The organism is Pseudomonas sp. Pseusp21, from assembly GCF_059492145.1.
This window is the reverse complement of the sequence record NZ_CP168520.1, coordinates 219,223-234,837: the sequence shown is the minus strand read 5'-3', so window position 1 is coordinate 234,837 and position 15,615 is coordinate 219,223. Positions and strand designations below refer to the sequence as shown.

Sequence of the window (15,615 nt, the reverse complement as noted above, 5' to 3'; positions counted from 1 at the left end):
AACCGGCGTTTGTCCGCTGGCTTATGGCTGACCTTTCATCGAATCGAAAACCTTGAGCAAGTCGTCCATGGCCGCCTTGCATTCAGCCTGCTTCGGCGCACTGGCACGCAGGGCGTCGAGTGCACGGTCAATGGCTTTGTCCAACACATGCCAGTCAGCGGCGGCGCGCGGCTTGATACCCGCTTCGGCAGAGTCCCAGGATGTTTCCAGATCCTTGATGCGGGTCTTGGCTGCAGGCAGGTCGTTCTTGCCGACCAGTGCGGATACGTCGGAGGCAATGGTGCGGAACTCACTCAGATCGCCCAGCTTCGAGCCGGACTGCGCTGGCGCACTCATTGAGTTGGTTGACGCACCGTTAGCAGGTTTGTCGGCGGGTTTCGAGCAGCCGGCCAGACTGCCGAGCAATACCAGTGACGAGATGATCGCGACGTGACGGATAGCCGTTTGAAAGGTTCGCATGTGGATTCCTTGATAGAGGTCTGAAGGTTATTGAATGGCGGCTTTACGGTTGCCGAGGCTGATTTGCGCAACCGCTACCAACAGCACGATGACGGTCAGGAATATCGCGCTGGTCCAGGCGGCGCCCATGCCCAGGCCTCCGTAGGTCTTGGCCTGCGTCAGCAAATCACCGAGTGAGGCACCGAACGGACGGGTCAGGATGTAGGCGATCCAGAAGGTCAGCACCACATTGGCTCCGAGGCGCCAGGCCAGCAGTGTCGCCGCAATCAGCGCGCCGAAAATCACCGCACCGACGGTGAACCCCAGCCCCAGCGCTTCCGTGGCCAGATCGCCGGCGGCGGTGCCCAGGGCAAAGGTGCAAAGCACAGTGGACCAGTAGAAAAGTTCGCGCCGCGGAGTGTTGATTTCGCGAATCGAAAGGTTGTTTTCCAGGGTGAACCAGATAAGGAAGTTCAACGCCAGCAGGACCGAGAACACCGCAGTGCTGAAGTAAAGACTGATGTCGAGCATGTCGGTCATGATATCGGTGATCTGCGTGCCGACGATGCTCACCAGTACCACGGTCAGCCAGTAGATCCACGGTGAGTACGCCTTTTTGCGCATTTGCAGGAACAGCGCGCCCCCCAGCAGCAGCGCCATGCCGATGCTGGTCCAGCCAGCGCCGAACCCCACGTCCACGGCAAGGTAATCGGCGCCGGTTTCACCCACCGTGGTCGATAGAATTTTGATTACCCAGAAGGCCAGTGTCACTTCGGGGACTTTATTCAGCCATCCGGCTTTTGCGGGATTCATGGGCGGGCAACCTCTCCTGAGCAGCGCTGAACTTGCGCTGGAGGAAAGATACGACCCGAAACTTAGCTGGGACTGAGGCTTCGGATTAATGAAAGAATTTCATAAACCCTTGCCGATTTACCTGCCTAGTCCCTTCTCCTGCGCTCGCTTACTGTTCCCCCAACGCCAAACCACGGGAGATCAGAATGCACAAGCGAACACTCGGCAACAGCTCACTCGAAGTCTCGGCCCTGGGCTTTGGCTGCATGGGTCTGAGCCATGGCTACGGCCCCGCCACCGATACTGGACAAGCCATTTCGCTGATCCGCTCAGCGGTTGATCAAGGCGTGACGTTCTTCGATACCGCCGAGGTCTACGGCCCTTACTTGAATGAGCAAGTGGTGGGCGAAGCGCTGGCGCCGGTCCGCGATCAGGTGGTCATCGCCACCAAGTTCGGCTTTACCTTCGGTGAGCGCCTGCGCGAACCAGCCCGAAAGCCCGCTGCTGATTCAGTCACAAGGCAGCTTTGCCGCTGGCGGAACCATGACCACCGCACCGGGCACCTTCAATCCGCGCAAACCGCTGACGCCCGAGGGCCAGACCTACCACGGCGACCACGCCTACGCGTTCTACCAGATCCCGTTCGATGCGCGAAAACTGCCCATCGTCATGTGGCACGGCGCCGGTCAGTTCTCCAAGACCTGGGAAACCACCGCCGATGGCCGCGAGGGTTTTCAGAACCTGTTTCTGCGTCGCCACTACGGCGTCTATCTGATCGATCAGCCTCGACGCGGCGATGCGGGCCGCCGTCGGCGTTTGGGGTTGTGGTGGATGCGCTGCTCCATAGAGGCTGAGAATCCAAAGCCTTAATCTGCCATGCCTGACGAGAGCAGCCGCTCATGAGCGGCTGCTCCGAACCAGGTTTTGCTTGCACCCAGGAGGTCTCAGTGCGGACTGGCGGTCGGACGAACCACGATCTCACTCACATCGACATCGTCGGGCTGTTCGATGGCATAGGCGAGCGCTCGCGCAATGGCGTCTGCATTCAGCGCCACACGGCGGAAGGCTTTCATTTCCTCGCGGGCCACCTCATCGAAAATCGTATCCGCCAATTCGGACTCGACGACCCCCGGGCACACCACGGTGACGCGGATCTTGTCCGTTTCCTGACGCAGGCCATCCGAGATAGCCCTGACCGCGAATTTGGTCGCGCAGTACACCGCAGCTGTCGGAGAAACCGCGAGGCCACCGATCGACGAGATATTGATGACCTGACCGAAACCCTGCGCCTGCATGTCCGGCAGGACGGCGGCAATACCGTGCAATACGCCACGCACGTTGACATCGAGCATCTGGTTCCATTCGTTGACCTTCAACGAGGCCAGCGGAGACAACGGCATCACGCCCGCGTTGTTGATGATCACATCGACCTTGCCATGTTGGGTCTTGGCGAACGCCACGAAGGCGTGCATCGATTGCAGATCCGTAACGTCCAGTGCGCAGGCACTTGCCGAGCCACCTTCGGCCTGGATCTCGCTGACCAGTTTGTCCAGACGCTCGGTACGGCGGGCACCGAGGACCACATGCGCGCCTTTGGCGGCGATCAACCTGGCGGCCGCTTCGCCGATACCACTGCTTGCACCGGTAATCAGGACGACTTTGTTTTGAATGTTCGACATATCCGTAGCTCCTGCTGTCTGCATTGAGGTTCAGCACCGACCGCTGAAGACGCGTTCGTTGCTGCGGGGTACGTCGAAAAGATTAAGGGCACGGGCCCCGTCGGCGCGTGCCGAAACCTGCGCAACTTTTGCCTATTCGTGTCTGTGTGCATCGCCTGCAAACTTGTAGTGACGCGGTGCTCAAGCCCCACGGAATTCGCTGGGCGTTACGCCCACTTCACGACGAAAGACCTGCGAGAAGTGACTGGGGCTCGAGTAGCCGACCTCCAGCCCGACGTCGATGATGCTAAGGCGGGTTTCCAGTAGCAGGTGCCGCGCACGAACCATACGCATGCGAATGAAGTACTGCGATGGCGAAAGTCCCGTCGCCCGCTTGAACAGGCGACTGAAGTGGTAGTCGCTCAGCTCGGCAAGGCTGGCCAGTGCTGCCAGGCTGAATTCAGAGCTCAGATGCGCGCTCATGGCGTCGGTGACTTTGCGCAACTTGTAGGCTTGCAGGGCGTTGACCCGACGCCCGGGCTGGCTTTCAGCGAGATAGCTGCGCACCAGATGCACGGCCAGCGCCTGCGCCAGAGAGCGGGCGAAAAGCGCGCTGGGCGCGCGTTCCAGAAGCAACTCGGTGCGCAACTGCTCCATGACAAACGCGACGCGCCCGTCCCGTGCCCCTGAAACATCGCGCAAACGCACAGGCCCGGCGTGCTGGCCCGACAGCTCTCGAGACGCTTGCTCGATCAAGGGCAGCCCCAAATAAAGATGCATGACTTCAAAGGTATCGCCTCCGTGCGTCTGCCAGCGCATTTCATACGGCTCATCGGAACTGGTGAGGAAAAAATCGCCGGCACTGACATCTGCAGCTTCCCACTCGCCCCCCAATGCGCGCTCCTCTACCGTCGCCGCCCCGGCCAGAACCAGAACGAGCAGCGGTTCCACCACTGCAGGCACGAGAATGGGCTCAGTAACGCTGCGATGGGTAAACAGCTGAATCACCACGTCCGTGATTTCCGGGCGCGAGGGTAACGCCTGCGGTTCACCTGGCAGGAACTCACCCATCGACTCGCCGTTGATGCGCAAGTCTCGAGAGGATGTCGACAACGCGTCCTGGGAGGTACGCCCGGTATTTGCCATGAACTCGTCCTTTTCAGATTCGGCTGTGCGAAGCCAGACAGGTCTCCGATGCTTGCCCGCACGCCGTGTCACGGTGACCGGCTCGATGATATCGGGCTTTTCCCGTGGGTTGAATCGAGCGCCGAACCTCCCTCACTGACATTCAGCGCAAAACCCCGACAGCGTGGGCAATCTCACGAAAGCCGACTTTGCCTCGCTGCGAGACAGTAGGCCCGTCGCCGATGAAAGCGCCTCGCCGGCGCCAACACGGCTTATCCCTACTCGATCTAAAACGCTGGAGAACATCATGACCGACTTCAAGAGCAGCACCCCAAACGAAGTGGCCGGTAAAGTCGCGCTGGTCACTGGCGCGGCCAGTGGCATCGGCAAGGCCATCGCATTGCTGCTGCATGCCCGCGGCGCCCAGGTCATTGCTGAAGATATAAACCCTGAGGTGGAAGCACTGGCCCGCCCCGGCCTGGTCCCCCTGGTGGCCGACGTCACTCAGGACGGGGCAGCCGAACGCGCGGTCGCCCTGGCCGTCGAGCAATTCGGGCGGCTGGACATTCTGGTCAACAACGCCGGCATCATCATCAACAAACTGGTCATCGACATGACCCGCGAAGACTGGGAACGCATTCAGGCGGTCAACGCCACGGCGGCCTTTTTGCATAGCCGGGAGGCGGTCAAAGCGATGATGCCCAACAAGTCCGGATCGATCGTCAACATCGCGTCCTACGCCTCCTATTTCGCCTTCCCCACCATTGCCGCCTACACCGCCTCCAAGGGCGCGCTGGCCCAACTGACGCGCACCCTGGCGCTTGAAGTCATTGGCCACGGCATCCGCGTCAATGCTGTCGGTGTCGGCGATGTGGTGACCAACATCCTCAACAATGTGGTCGACGATGGCCCTGCCTTTCTCGCCCAACATGGCGAAGCGGCACCGATCGGCCGCGCCGCCCAACCGGAAGAAATCGCCGAAGTGGTCGCGTTCATCGCCTCGGATCGGGCCAGCTTCATGGTCGGTTCGGTGGTCATGGCCGACGGCGGCATGACTGTCACGGCCGGCTGAGCCGCAGCACTAACGCGCCGCACGCCATGCCCGACCAGCCCGAGAGGATCAGGCAAATCTGCGGCAGTTTCGTCCTAACACCGCCGCGCCCGGCTACGTAATCTGAAAGCACGCAACGGATGCAGACACAGGCCACGGCAGGCCGCTCAGATGAACAACGTCAATGAGGACTGAACAATGAAAAACGCAAAACGGCTTTCCCTTTCACTGGTGATCGGCGCGATGGTGGCCTGCGCGATCAACCTTTCCTCGACCAGCCTGTACCTGGCCGCTGACGGTGCTGATCGAACTCCCGGCATGCGCGTAACTGAAGGTGGCAGTGATCGCACTCCAGGGTTCCGCGTTGCCGCAGATGGTTCGGACCGCACGCCCGGCATGCGCGTAACTGAAGGTGGCAGTGATCGCACTCCGGGTTTTCGCGTTGCCGAAAACGGCTCTGATCGCACGGCTTTGGGCCGTATCGGCTCAGTCTGAACATCCGAGGGGAAAAGTGATGAAAGATGCCAAAAAAACCACTCAGGACCATCGTTACGCAGGCATGTGGGTCACCGCGGATGGATTCATCCGTCATGAGCTTCTGACGACTGGTCGTTACGACGAGGCCCGTGGTAAAAACAAGAGCGCCTATCAGGGCCGCTACGAACTGGTCGGTGATTACATCCAGTACTGGGACGACACCGGCTTCACCGCTGATGGCCACTTTCATGACGACGTGCTGTATCACGCCGGAATGATCCTCTATCGGCAATGAGTACTTTGATGATGTCGGGTGAATATCGTCTGCCTGAAAAGCTTCAGGCAGACGCTCATGAACACTTGTGAGAGCCTTGAAATGGAACAGAGCGATGCTTTCATCCTTCAAAACACAGCCGTCTACCGTGACGAACTGGTTCGCCTGCTGACGCAACGCTTTACCACACCCGGGATCTATGAGACCGCCATAGCTCCCCTACATGTCATCCGTTTCGATGCACCTTCGGAGCTGATCCATACCGTGCACAAACCGGCACTTTGCCTGATCGTGCAAGGACAAAAGGAAATCGGCCTGAGTGACGACCACTACCTGTACGACCCCCTCAGCTACCTGGTGGTTTCGGTCACCCTTCCGGTGTCCGGTCGCGTGCTGATGGCCAGCCCGGAGGCGCCCTACCTGTGTATCCGGTTTGATTTCGAGCCCACGGAAATCGCTCAGGTCATCGCCGACGCTCCGCCGGCGGGCGTCCCGGACGAGCCGGAGCTTGGCCTTTTTCTTGAGAAAGTCGATGTGCCCCTGCTGGAAACAATGCTGCGGCTGGTCCGGCTGCTGGAAACACCGAAAGACATCGGCATGCTGGCACCGCTCGCCCTTCGCGAGTTGTATTACCACCTCCTGCGGGGTGTGCATGGCCGTCGTCTGTATGAGCTTGCCCTCGGCGACTCGCAAACACGGCGAGTAACACGGGCAATCGACTGGTTGAACAACCACTACACCCAACCCTTGCGCATCGAAGAGCTCGCCCGGGTCGCCAACTTGGGCAGCTCCACATTGCATCATCGTTTCAAGGCAGTGACGGCCATGAGTCCGCTGCAGTATCAGAAACAGCTGCGCCTGCAGGAAGCCCGCCGCCTGTTGCTCGGCGAAGGGCTGGATGTGGCGAGCGCCTGTTATCGAGTGGGCTACGAAAGCCCGTCGCAATTCAGTCGGGAATACAGTCGCCAGTTCGGGTGCCCGCCCTCCAGAGATGCCAGCCGGGTTCGGCATCCTGCGTGATGGCCTGGCCGGAGCCGGTTCAGGGCAGCAGAGCGCCGGGGAAAGATCCAATACGAAGGTTATTGAAGGAGCCATCGGAGGTTGTTTAAGGGCTTTGGCCTTTGCTGTTTAAAGACACTCAGCGTTACTTCCTCAAGGCTACAACGCCTTGCGTCATTACCTACGACTACGCCAGAATCCGCCGGCTTGTGCGTCTGGGACACGGGTTTTATCGTTTCCGGGTCACTGAAAAACAGTGATCGGGTTTGGTAGCCCGAGTTAACTAGTCGCATAGCGCGCCATTCGCAGACCTCCCCAGGACTGCACTTGATGGTGGCCATGCGCAGGGCACTTTCGAGTGCGCCGGGTTCCTAGTTACCGGTCTACCAACCCGCGTATTGGCCGCCACCCTTCGTTTGGTAGCGAGGGTGAAGGCTCCTTTTCAATAATTAGGAGTTTCACCATGATCAAACCAACACCGAATCCTCCGGAAACCGATCCGGTTTCCCCCTACAAATTCCCCGATTCCCGAACCCTCAACGAAGCTGCCGAACGCGCCCTCGATCACTACCTGACTCCGCAGCAACGGATCATGGGCAGCCACCACAAACACGACCCCATGTATCTGGCCAACCCTGCGTACAACACCGAATCCCTGCTGGCCAACGCCAGTGAGTCATTGGGATCGGCCAGCGAGATGCTCAACAACTTTGCGGCCACGCTGGAGCCCGCCCATCGCAAGACTGCGATCGGGATTGCGCAGTTGGTGATGCTGAGTGAGTTGGCGGTGAATCAGGCGTTGGATCATGTTGAGGTGAAGAGCTAAACGCTAGCCCTCTTTGGTGACCGACTAGTTCGGAACGACAGAGGGAATGAGCGTTGGCCGAAGCTGCCAGGGGAATGGCAGCTATCGGCCAAAAGCGGTCAACCAGACTCCTCATCCGCGATAGCTATCTGGCGCTACTTGGGATTAACCCGGTGGCGCATCGAGCATTACTTGCCCGTTCTTAGCCATTCTCAGTGACAGCCGCCCAGCTTCGTACCAGCATACTTTTTTACCGCCGTCGACAGAAACATTCCACGGTTTGCTTCCACAGTCTGCTGGATAACCATACTGTTTCTGAGTCTCACAAGCATCGGTGAACGGACATGCTGACTCCTGCAATTGAGCCGTACTACCCAATCGCCCATCCACGGTGAAGTGCTGTTGTAGATAGTGAATACTGGTTTGCAAAACACTTAGCTTCTGTAGGATCTCTTCCGGAAGCTTTGCAATTACACCATTGAGCGGCGCTATCCATTCAATAACGCTATCATCATCGACTTTTTCTTGGCAGACAAGACGCTCTAATATATTTAATGTAAAGTCACGAAACTCATACGCAGTAAACTTTTTCTGAATCATCATCTGCTCTAGCATAAAGGTTTTCGTTCGTTGCTTAAGGCCTTTATCGATTAGCTTGCAATAAATTTCGAGCCCTTCTATATGATCACCAGAGCCAGAGAGAATTTCTTTCAATTGATCAGTATATGAAAAATCCGGATTGGATACGTGCCTTACAAATGCGCGATAGATATCGTCTCCAATTCGATCTTGTTCAACCTTTTTACCATCACCTCGGTCCTTATCCCGTTTGATGGCCGCGCATAATTCAAAGAAAGTTTTAGCTGGAGCGCTGCTCAAAAGAGCCAAATTACCAATTAAAATCCGTTCCTGGGGAGTCGTACCGTGTCCAATTAGGTGTTCAACAAGCGGTCGGTAAGCCAAGTACGGATAGCACGGTGTTTGAGAGTCGAGGATTTTATCCGACAAATGTGGAGCGCGGCGCTGCTCCCGTTCAATTTCGTAAGCAATACCTTCACTAATAAAATCAAGACCGGGGGTTAGGACCAACTCTAGTGGCTCTCCTTTATTGTGCTTCGCAGTGATAGGTATCGATTGCATTTGGATTTTTCCAATCTCACCTTCGGTGCCGTAGGTCAGCGTTACCGACTCGGTAGATACTTCACCGAAACACCACTCTGTTATTTCAGGCCATTGAAAATTTTTATCCTTAGGAATACCGGTAACTGAACCCCGAGATGAGTTCATTACTGCGAAAGCTGCCGTCAGCTGATCGTCGTACTCAAGGCCCTCGTAGGCTGTAAACCAACCACGGTCATCCGTGCCTCTCACAAATGGAGCGACTAGCCAGAAGCAAGCAAGCAACGCGTCAAGACCCGCCAAAGTTGAGAGATTATGGAGGTAATGCGTGTACTCGTGCGCGTGCAGCGCAACCGCACCTTGCAACGGTTCGCCAATCTCCGGACTCAAGTCCCCTTCACTGGTAATACGGGTGAATAGCGAGTGAACGCGATAAGTTCCAAGCGTCCCAGCATTCAAAACTTCCCTTTCATGATACTTATACATTCCCAGCCCTTTAAAATTTAGAATTACAAACTTGCTTGCGCGCCAAAGACTTTAATTTTAAAATCGCACCAAACTAGCATCGCCCCCGTCTCCACCTACAAAACAGGCAACTTGTGAAAGTTATTTTTACCAACTAAAGCGGTAGCATAGCGTATGCTACCATTTTCATACTCTCTCCTCGCGTTTTCCTCGTTCGCCTTCTAAAAATTCATTACTAACTCAGTAAGGCGCCTACTTTATGCAAGATCGGAGCAAGCCAAGCCCCACAATTACTATAAATAGCCAGCCAAGCCAATCTGCTCCAGAGGATCGCTTCGGAGCACTTACCGGTCGCGATGCAGGAGCGTTTTGCGATTGCGTTAGCACCTGAGGTGCGCTGACTGTCTGTCGAACAATTTGAGGCGACTGAGCTCGCATCTTTTCAAGCAGTTGCTGATTCGAGCTTTTCGGAGGGACCGCATTCACAGGCGAACTCTGACTTGGAGTAACTGTCGTAGGCCGTCCCTTTGCCATATTCGAAAGTACACCTGCGTTTCGACTCGGCGCGGAATGAACAGCAGGCGCATAACCCAAGCCACGAAGTCGAAATTTTGCTTCCTGCTCCGGTAATTGTTGTATCTGGCCAGTGGCTGTAATAGTTAATGAAAGGTGAGTGTAACTACCAGCTTTCGCCTTCCCCTTGTAAGGAGGGTCAACTAGACCCGTTACTGAAAGCCAACGTCCCACCCACGACTCATCGGGCAGATTTGATCCGATTGCCTTCATCCCATCAGACCAGATTGATAGCTTGACAGCCTGCCCAAGCCAGTCAGAAAAATTCACAAATACATACGGCTTTTTATTCGCCCCAAACCCAGGTCGAACGGAGTGAATCTGTCCGATTAGCTCGATACGGCTGCCCACCTGAGCAAGAACCTGTGCGTACTTTGTTGCATCGCAGACTGGATAGGCCCCTTGATATCCAACCGTGGAAGGAGTGCCCTTTTGCTTAAACGTGATCGCCCCGCCTACTACTCCTTTGTCCTGAAGAAAATCACTAAGGGCTGGAACGCTTTGAAATTCTCCCACAACCACTCTTGCGAGATTTTTAGCGTGATTTGCCACGCCAGGCAGTTTTAGAACTTCACCGAAAATAATTGAAGAGCCAGGGTCAAGAAAATCGTTTCGCCTAAACACCACGGCACTAGGCTCTGAACGAGAAACACCCCAAAGAGAGGGAGAGGCTATCAGGGCTTGAAGAGCAACATCCAAAGTGAGGAACGAGAAACGATCAAGCCTCTCATTGAAATCTTTATCAGTTCGTCTTGGATGCTGAAAATTGATTTGTCCTAGTTCGGTAGCGAAGCGCCCCCTAAACCCTTCTACGAACATTCCATCATAGTCAATCAATTGCACCGTGCCACCGTCAGCGCTCACCATGACATTTTCGGGCTGGATGTCACCATGAGCGATCTGATTCTGTTCAAGAAACGCGGCTAACTTAGCAAGAGCTTGTCGTAACCGTTGGAGTGCTTGGGTATTTTGATGCTCGCCTTCCAGAAACTCTGCCAAAGTTCGACCCTGCGCCCATGCCATCTTGACGATGGGATATGTCGATCCTTGTATCCGAATTCCATTGGTAATGAACTCAAAAGGCAAGAAGTACGGGCTAGCCAATTGCCGGATTCGCGAGGAAATTGCCTTATATCGCTGTTCTAGCTCCCTTGAGCTTTTGTGGAAACAACGTAGCGCAAACCGCTTTCCAGGAACGTCTACGATATAGGTTAAAGCAAATCCCCCGCACAATGCCAAGGGCGAGCCCAGTCCGGAGGTTTTCAATCGGCCATGTTTCAACTCAGCGTCTTGCAGCACTAAATGCGGGGAGTGCAAGGCCTCGTTGTACTGTTCTAGGGTTGGATATGCCATGGTTTAATCTAACAAGTCAGAGTGGCGATAATCAGCGTGACGTCATCTCTTCGCATTGCACCTGAGGCACGCTCAACCTCCACCAGCTCAAGCAACTCTTTCTGATCCGTTATTCGACTAAGTCTCTCGAATGCATCCAAACTACCTTGCTCTCGACTATTCAGAAGCCATGCCCCCAGCGCATCAGTCATGCAAAGCAGTAGGCATGTGTCGTGCTGCTCGTAACACCACTCTATGCGACTCCAAGTTCCCAGCTCATTGATAATCATCTCAGAGTTCAACTCAGGGCGAGTTGCCAAAAGAGTTGGCTTTTGAGTGAATTGATCCGCACTTACATAGGGTGTGGTTTCAATTACATCATTGCCGATGCACCAAACAGCAAAGCTGTCGCCCAATGTCGTGACGGTGACCGTACTACGATCGTGATCATCCTGCGCAATCAACAACGTAGCGAAGCTGCCACGTTCATATGCAGCAGCTTTAGACCAAGATAAAACGTGAGGGTCGTAGAGCCCTTCATATGATCGGATACACGAGCCTAACTCTTCGTCTGATGGATCAGATTCTAGAAAATAATCCACCACCAGGTTAGCCCAGCTTTTAGCATCAAAAGACTCGGAGGCACCATCTGATAGCACCACACGCCCCCTAGCTGGGGCAATGCGATAGGCATCTTCATTTTCCCCTGGCGTATCGAGGTGCTTGGCTACCGTTCCGTCAAAAAGGATTCGGAATGCCATGGTTATCGCAACTGGGCTGCTCGTGTACCAATGTCGAAAAAGTCTACAATTTCGGCGATATCTCCATTAAAAACGAAACCCCGAGACTCCATGTTTGCGTTAATACCCTTGTCTTGTGCGACTTTATGAAGATGCAAAGGTAGGGGGCTGGACATGCGGAACAACAGCTTTGCGTAGCTATCACTCAGCCCTGCGTCAGAGGCGGGAAACTTCACCGGATCCCCCCCACTCGTACTTACATGAAGATTGAACAGCAAAACATTTCCGTCGCTGGTAGTGATTTGCTGTAGTTGCTGAGCCAGACCCTCAGGATCTCCGTCGGTGGACTCACCGTCGGTAACATGCAACACGGTTGGAGGGTAGCTATCCGGGTGAGCATCGCACCATGCAACCAACTGTTCAGCGGCTGTTGTAATCGCATTACACATAGGGGTGCCACCGCCGGCTTTGGGCTCAAACCAAATTGGGAACTTGATGGACTGATCCACCAAGCCGCCAGCTCCGTCGTCAACTCGCTTGACACGGTCTTCAATGCGCAAGGGATGAGCTTCAATCACAGAGATCGGATTCAGAACCCTCGCAGCAAGCTCACCAGACAAGCCGTTTTGAGCGGTGGCGCCGGAATAGCCCAATACGCCGACCTCGAAATAATCACGAGTACCTTCGGACTTTGTGCAGCGGGTAATTAACGTAGCGAAAGTGCGATTTAGAACATCAGCCACAAATTGGGCTTTTGACTTCCCGTTTGCCATGATGTCTTGCATAGACCCGGACTGGTCCACCAAGAACAGGAATGCAGTGGGACTCGTGCGGCTGATTTCAGCGGTATAGCTCATAGAACCCTCATTGGTTATCTGTACTCCAGTACGTGAAGATATAGCACTTTGAAATCATTTTGGCACCATGAATTTGCCGAGTCATAAACACCCACGGAACAACTCATTTGGCCACTTGGATGAAAACCGCCCTGATCTCCGACACCCACAACCTCCTCCGCCCCGAAGCCCTCGCCGCGCTCCAGGGCTGTGACCAGATCATCCACGCCGGCGACATCGGCAACGCGGACATCCTCGCCCAACTGGCCAAAATCGCCCCGGTCCACGCCGTGCGCGGCAACAACGACCTCAACAGCCCATGGGCCGAAAACCTCCCCGACCTCCTGACCTTCACCCTTAACGGTTGGCCAACCCTCCTCGTCCACGACATCGCCGATGTCCCCGCTGATCTCGATCCGGGCATCAAGCTCATCATCACCGGTCACTCCCACAAACCCCGCATCGAATGGCGCGGTGATCGTCTCTACGTCAACCCCGGCAGCGCCGGCCCTCGGCGTTTCAAGTTGCCGGTGACGCTGGCGATCCTCGAGATACAACCCGACTGCATCGAACCGCGCCTGATTTCCCTGCTGGATCCCCCTGCCTGAAACCGCTACCGTTCCCTCCATCCAGAACAGGGAACCCACGCGCCATGTCCATCGCCGACAACCTCCTCGCCTTCACCCTCGCCGCCACCCTGTTGACCCTGACGCCCGGTCTCGACACCGCGCTGGTGCTGCGCACCGCCACCGTCGAAGGCAAGCAGCAGGCGTTGCGTGCGGCGTTGGGGATCAATGCCGGTTGTCTGTTGTGGGGCGCGGCGGTGGCGTTTGGGTTGGGGGCGTTGATTGCGGTGTCGGAGCTGGCCTACAACCTGTTGAAGTATTGCGGCGCGGCGTATCTGGCGTGGCTGGGGTTGAACATGCTGCTGCGCCCTCGCCGCTCGCTGGCACCGGCCGAGGCCGACGGCAAGCCGGGGGCGAACTGGTTTTTCAAGGGCATGCTGGGGAATGTGCTGAATCCGAAGATCGGGATTTTCTACGTGTCGTTTCTGCCGCAGTTCATTCCGCAAGGTCAGCCGCTGGTGCCGTGGACATTCGGGCTGGTGAGCATTCATGTGGTGCTCGGGCTGATCTGGTCGCTGGTGTTGATTGGCGCGACGCAGCCGCTGTCCGGGTTTCTGCGCCGGGAGAAAGTGATTCGCTGGATGGATCGCACCACCGGGATGATTTTCGTGCTGTTTGCTGCGCGGTTGGCATTCAGCAAGCGTTGAAGCGCCTGCGCTAAACAAATCTTCGGTCGAGAGCTGCCACCGTCATCAAACTCCAGGCTTGCCCAACACATATGGATATCCGTATATTCGGACAACCATATGTACTGAAGGCATCGTCATGCTCACCCCCGCTTCCGTTTTCAAATGCCTTGCCGACGAAACCCGCGCCCGGGCCACGCTGCTGATCACCCGTGAGGGTGAGTTGTGTGTCTGCGAACTGGTCTGCGCGCTGGACGACAGTCAGCCGAAAATCTCCCGCCATCTCGCGCAGTTGCGCACCTGCGGTCTGTTGCTGGATCGCCGTCAAGGCCAGTGGGTTTATTACCGGCTCAACCCTGATTTGCCGACATGGATTCGCACGCTGCTTGAAACCACATTGGCCGCCAACACCGCCTGGCTGGAAGAAAACAGCGCGCGGCTGGCGGCCATGGGCGATCGCCCGCTCAATACGTCTGCCTGCTGCTGAGGATCGAAAATGCGAGTTCTATTCATGTGCACCGCCAACAGCTGCCGCAGCATTCTGTCGGAGGCGATGTTCAACCATCTGGCGCCGGCCGGTTTCGAAGCAGTCAGCGCCGGCAGCTTCCCCAAGGGCCAGGTACTGCCGCGCAGCCTGACCACGTTGCAGGCGGCCGGCATTTCCATCGCCGGGTTGAGCAGCAAGGGCAACGAGGCCTTCGAAGACAACCCGCCGGACATCGTCATTACCGTGTGCGACAAGGCCGCCGGTGAAGCCTGCCCGGTGTACTTCGGCCCGGCCCTGAAAGCCCATTGGGGGCTGGAGGATCCGTCGGATGTGCGCGGTGATGAAGACACCATCGACGCCGCCTTCCGCGCCACCCTCGCCCGCATCGAAACCCGCTGCAGGGCCTTCCTCGCCCTGCCCTTCGCCCAACTTGACCGTGATGCTCTCAAGCGCGAGCTCGACCGCATCAGCACGCTGTAACCGGAGCCGACATGACCGACCTGCCCAACCTCGATCCTTCACTGGTTCAAACAACCACGTGTGACGAAGACGCGCACAAGCCGCGCATCCTGTTGCTGTACGGCTCGACCCGCCCGCGCTCCTTCAGCCGTTTGCTGGTCGAAGAAGCCGCACGGTTGCTGGAGCACTTCGGTGCCGAGACGCGGATCTTCAATCCTTCAGGCCTGCCATTGCCGGACGACGCGCCCGGCGATCACCCGAAAGTCCAGGAACTGCTCGAACTGATGCAATGGTCCGAAGGCCAGGTCTGGTGCTCGCCGGAACGCCACGGTGCGATGTCGGCGGTGTTCAAGGCGCAGATCGACTGGGTGCCGCTGGCCCTCGGCGCGGTGCGTCCGACTCAGGGTAAGACCCTGGCGGTGATGCAGGTCTGCGGCGGTTCGCAGTCCTTCAACGTGGTCAATCAACTGCGCGTGCTGGGGCGCTGGATGCGCATGTTCACCATCCCCAATCAGTCGTCGGTGCCCAAGGCTTATCTGGAATTCGACGAAGGCAACCGCATGAAACCTTCGGCGCTGTACGACCGGGTGGTGGACGTGATGGAAGAGTTGGTGAAGTTCACGCTGTTGCTGCGTGATCGCCCGGACCTGGTGGATCGTTATTCCGAGCGCAAGGAATCGGCGGAAGAGTTGATGCAGCGGGTCAATCAGCGGTCGATCTGAAAGATTGAATA

At 56.6% G+C, this 15,615-nt stretch carries 18 protein-coding genes and 2 pseudogenes; 12 read left to right on the top strand and 8 right to left on the bottom strand.

The annotated features are described in order from the left end of the window. Positions 1 to 21: 21 nt before the first annotated feature. Together ACEN93_RS01020 and ACEN93_RS01015 are read right to left on the bottom strand one after the other, a co-directional pair. Positions 22 to 459, bottom strand: a complete 438-nt coding sequence (locus ACEN93_RS01020; protein WP_495610894.1) for a hypothetical protein — start codon at positions 457 to 459, stop codon at positions 22 to 24. Between the two features lie 27 nt (positions 460 to 486). Continuing rightward, positions 487 to 1,251: a COG4705 family protein gene (locus tag ACEN93_RS01015; protein WP_495610893.1), complete on the bottom strand. Its 765-nt coding sequence runs from the start codon at positions 1,249 to 1,251 to the stop codon at positions 487 to 489. Positions 1,252 to 1,436: 185 nt separating this feature from the next. Between ACEN93_RS01015 and ACEN93_RS01010 the strand changes: the two are divergent. Both ACEN93_RS01010 and ACEN93_RS01005 read left to right on the top strand, forming a co-directional pair. Next, a pseudogene (locus tag ACEN93_RS01010) lies at positions 1,437 to 1,703 on the top strand (aldo/keto reductase); the annotation flags it as partial. Further along, positions 1,621 to 2,037: pseudogene (locus ACEN93_RS01005) on the top strand (hypothetical protein); the annotation flags it as partial. The pseudogenes ACEN93_RS01010 and ACEN93_RS01005, both read left to right, overlap by 83 nt. Before the next feature lie 137 nt (positions 2,038 to 2,174). Here ACEN93_RS01005 and ACEN93_RS01000 read toward each other — a convergent pair. Both ACEN93_RS01000 and ACEN93_RS00995 read right to left on the bottom strand, forming a co-directional pair. Beyond that, positions 2,175 to 2,909 carry an SDR family oxidoreductase gene (locus ACEN93_RS01000; RefSeq protein WP_495610892.1) on the bottom strand — a complete coding sequence of 245 codons (735 nt, stop codon included), beginning with the start codon at positions 2,907 to 2,909 and terminating at the stop codon, positions 2,175 to 2,177. A 180-nt stretch (positions 2,910 to 3,089) separates the two neighbouring features. Beyond that, positions 3,090 to 4,034 carry an AraC family transcriptional regulator gene (locus ACEN93_RS00995; protein ID WP_495610891.1) on the bottom strand — a complete coding sequence of 315 codons (945 nt, stop codon included), beginning with the start codon at positions 4,032 to 4,034 and terminating at the stop codon, positions 3,090 to 3,092. Between the two features lie 286 nt (positions 4,035 to 4,320). Here ACEN93_RS00995 and ACEN93_RS00990 point away from each other — a divergent pair, with 286 nt between their 5' ends. The 5 genes from ACEN93_RS00990 (at position 4,321) to ACEN93_RS00970 (ending at position 7,640) form a co-directional block, all read left to right on the top strand. Continuing rightward, complete coding sequence (locus ACEN93_RS00990; protein WP_495610890.1) at positions 4,321 to 5,085, top strand: SDR family NAD(P)-dependent oxidoreductase; 765 nt, start codon at positions 4,321 to 4,323, stop codon at positions 5,083 to 5,085. Positions 5,086 to 5,262: 177 nt separating this feature from the next. Beyond that, the gene (locus ACEN93_RS00985) at positions 5,263 to 5,559 is read left to right on the top strand and encodes a hypothetical protein (protein WP_445433173.1); all 297 of its coding nucleotides are present in this window, start codon (positions 5,263 to 5,265) and stop codon (positions 5,557 to 5,559) included. Between the two features lie 19 nt (positions 5,560 to 5,578). Continuing rightward, a complete protein-coding gene (locus ACEN93_RS00980; RefSeq protein ID WP_039773158.1) occupies positions 5,579 to 5,836 on the top strand; it encodes an Atu4866 domain-containing protein in 258 nt (85 codons plus the stop codon). An 81-nt stretch (positions 5,837 to 5,917) separates the two neighbouring features. Further along, positions 5,918 to 6,835, top strand: coding sequence for an AraC family transcriptional regulator (locus ACEN93_RS00975; protein WP_495611534.1), 918 nt, complete (start codon positions 5,918 to 5,920; stop codon positions 6,833 to 6,835). Between the two features lie 442 nt (positions 6,836 to 7,277). Beyond that, positions 7,278 to 7,640 carry a DUF6124 family protein gene (locus tag ACEN93_RS00970; protein WP_179695277.1) on the top strand — a complete coding sequence of 121 codons (363 nt, stop codon included), beginning with the start codon at positions 7,278 to 7,280 and terminating at the stop codon, positions 7,638 to 7,640. 144 nt (positions 7,641 to 7,784) lie between these two features. On the opposite strand, the gene ACEN93_RS00965 is transcribed toward ACEN93_RS00970, so the two are convergent. The 4 genes from ACEN93_RS00965 to ACEN93_RS00950 all read right to left on the bottom strand — a co-directional run bounded on the left by ACEN93_RS00965 (position 7,785) and on the right by ACEN93_RS00950 (position 12,705). Continuing rightward, positions 7,785 to 9,224: a hypothetical protein gene (locus tag ACEN93_RS00965; protein ID WP_495610889.1), complete on the bottom strand. Its 1,440-nt coding sequence runs from the start codon at positions 9,222 to 9,224 to the stop codon at positions 7,785 to 7,787. 231 nt (positions 9,225 to 9,455) lie between these two features. Next, positions 9,456 to 11,129: a protein kinase family protein gene (locus tag ACEN93_RS00960; RefSeq protein WP_414881615.1), complete on the bottom strand. Its 1,674-nt coding sequence runs from the start codon at positions 11,127 to 11,129 to the stop codon at positions 9,456 to 9,458. Between the two features lie 8 nt (positions 11,130 to 11,137). Further along, complete coding sequence (locus tag ACEN93_RS00955; RefSeq protein WP_414881614.1) at positions 11,138 to 11,869, bottom strand: hypothetical protein; 732 nt, start codon at positions 11,867 to 11,869, stop codon at positions 11,138 to 11,140. A 2-nt stretch (positions 11,870 to 11,871) separates the two neighbouring features. Then, positions 11,872 to 12,705, bottom strand: a complete 834-nt coding sequence (locus tag ACEN93_RS00950) for a VWA domain-containing protein (protein WP_414881613.1) — start codon at positions 12,703 to 12,705, stop codon at positions 11,872 to 11,874. 119 nt (positions 12,706 to 12,824) lie between these two features. Between ACEN93_RS00950 and ACEN93_RS00945 the strand changes: the two genes are divergently transcribed. The 5 genes from ACEN93_RS00945 to arsH all read left to right on the top strand — a co-directional run bounded on the left by ACEN93_RS00945 (position 12,825) and on the right by arsH (position 15,604). Continuing rightward, entirely contained in the window at positions 12,825 to 13,292 is a 468-nt protein-coding gene (locus ACEN93_RS00945) for a metallophosphoesterase family protein (protein ID WP_495611533.1), read from the top strand. Between the two features lie 44 nt (positions 13,293 to 13,336). Beyond that, positions 13,337 to 13,957, top strand: a complete 621-nt coding sequence (locus tag ACEN93_RS00940) for a LysE family translocator (RefSeq protein WP_064595875.1) — start codon at positions 13,337 to 13,339, stop codon at positions 13,955 to 13,957. Between the two features lie 118 nt (positions 13,958 to 14,075). Continuing rightward, positions 14,076 to 14,423, top strand: a complete 348-nt coding sequence (locus ACEN93_RS00935; protein ID WP_064595873.1) for a metalloregulator ArsR/SmtB family transcription factor — start codon at positions 14,076 to 14,078, stop codon at positions 14,421 to 14,423. Positions 14,424 to 14,432: 9 nt separating this feature from the next. After that, positions 14,433 to 14,903 carry an arsenate reductase ArsC gene (locus ACEN93_RS00930; protein WP_039773144.1) on the top strand — a complete coding sequence of 157 codons (471 nt, stop codon included), beginning with the start codon at positions 14,433 to 14,435 and terminating at the stop codon, positions 14,901 to 14,903. A gap of 11 nt (positions 14,904 to 14,914) precedes the next feature. Beyond that, entirely contained in the window at positions 14,915 to 15,604 is a 690-nt protein-coding gene (gene arsH, locus ACEN93_RS00925) for an arsenical resistance protein ArsH (RefSeq protein ID WP_039773143.1), read from the top strand. Positions 15,605 to 15,615 lie beyond the last annotated feature (11 nt).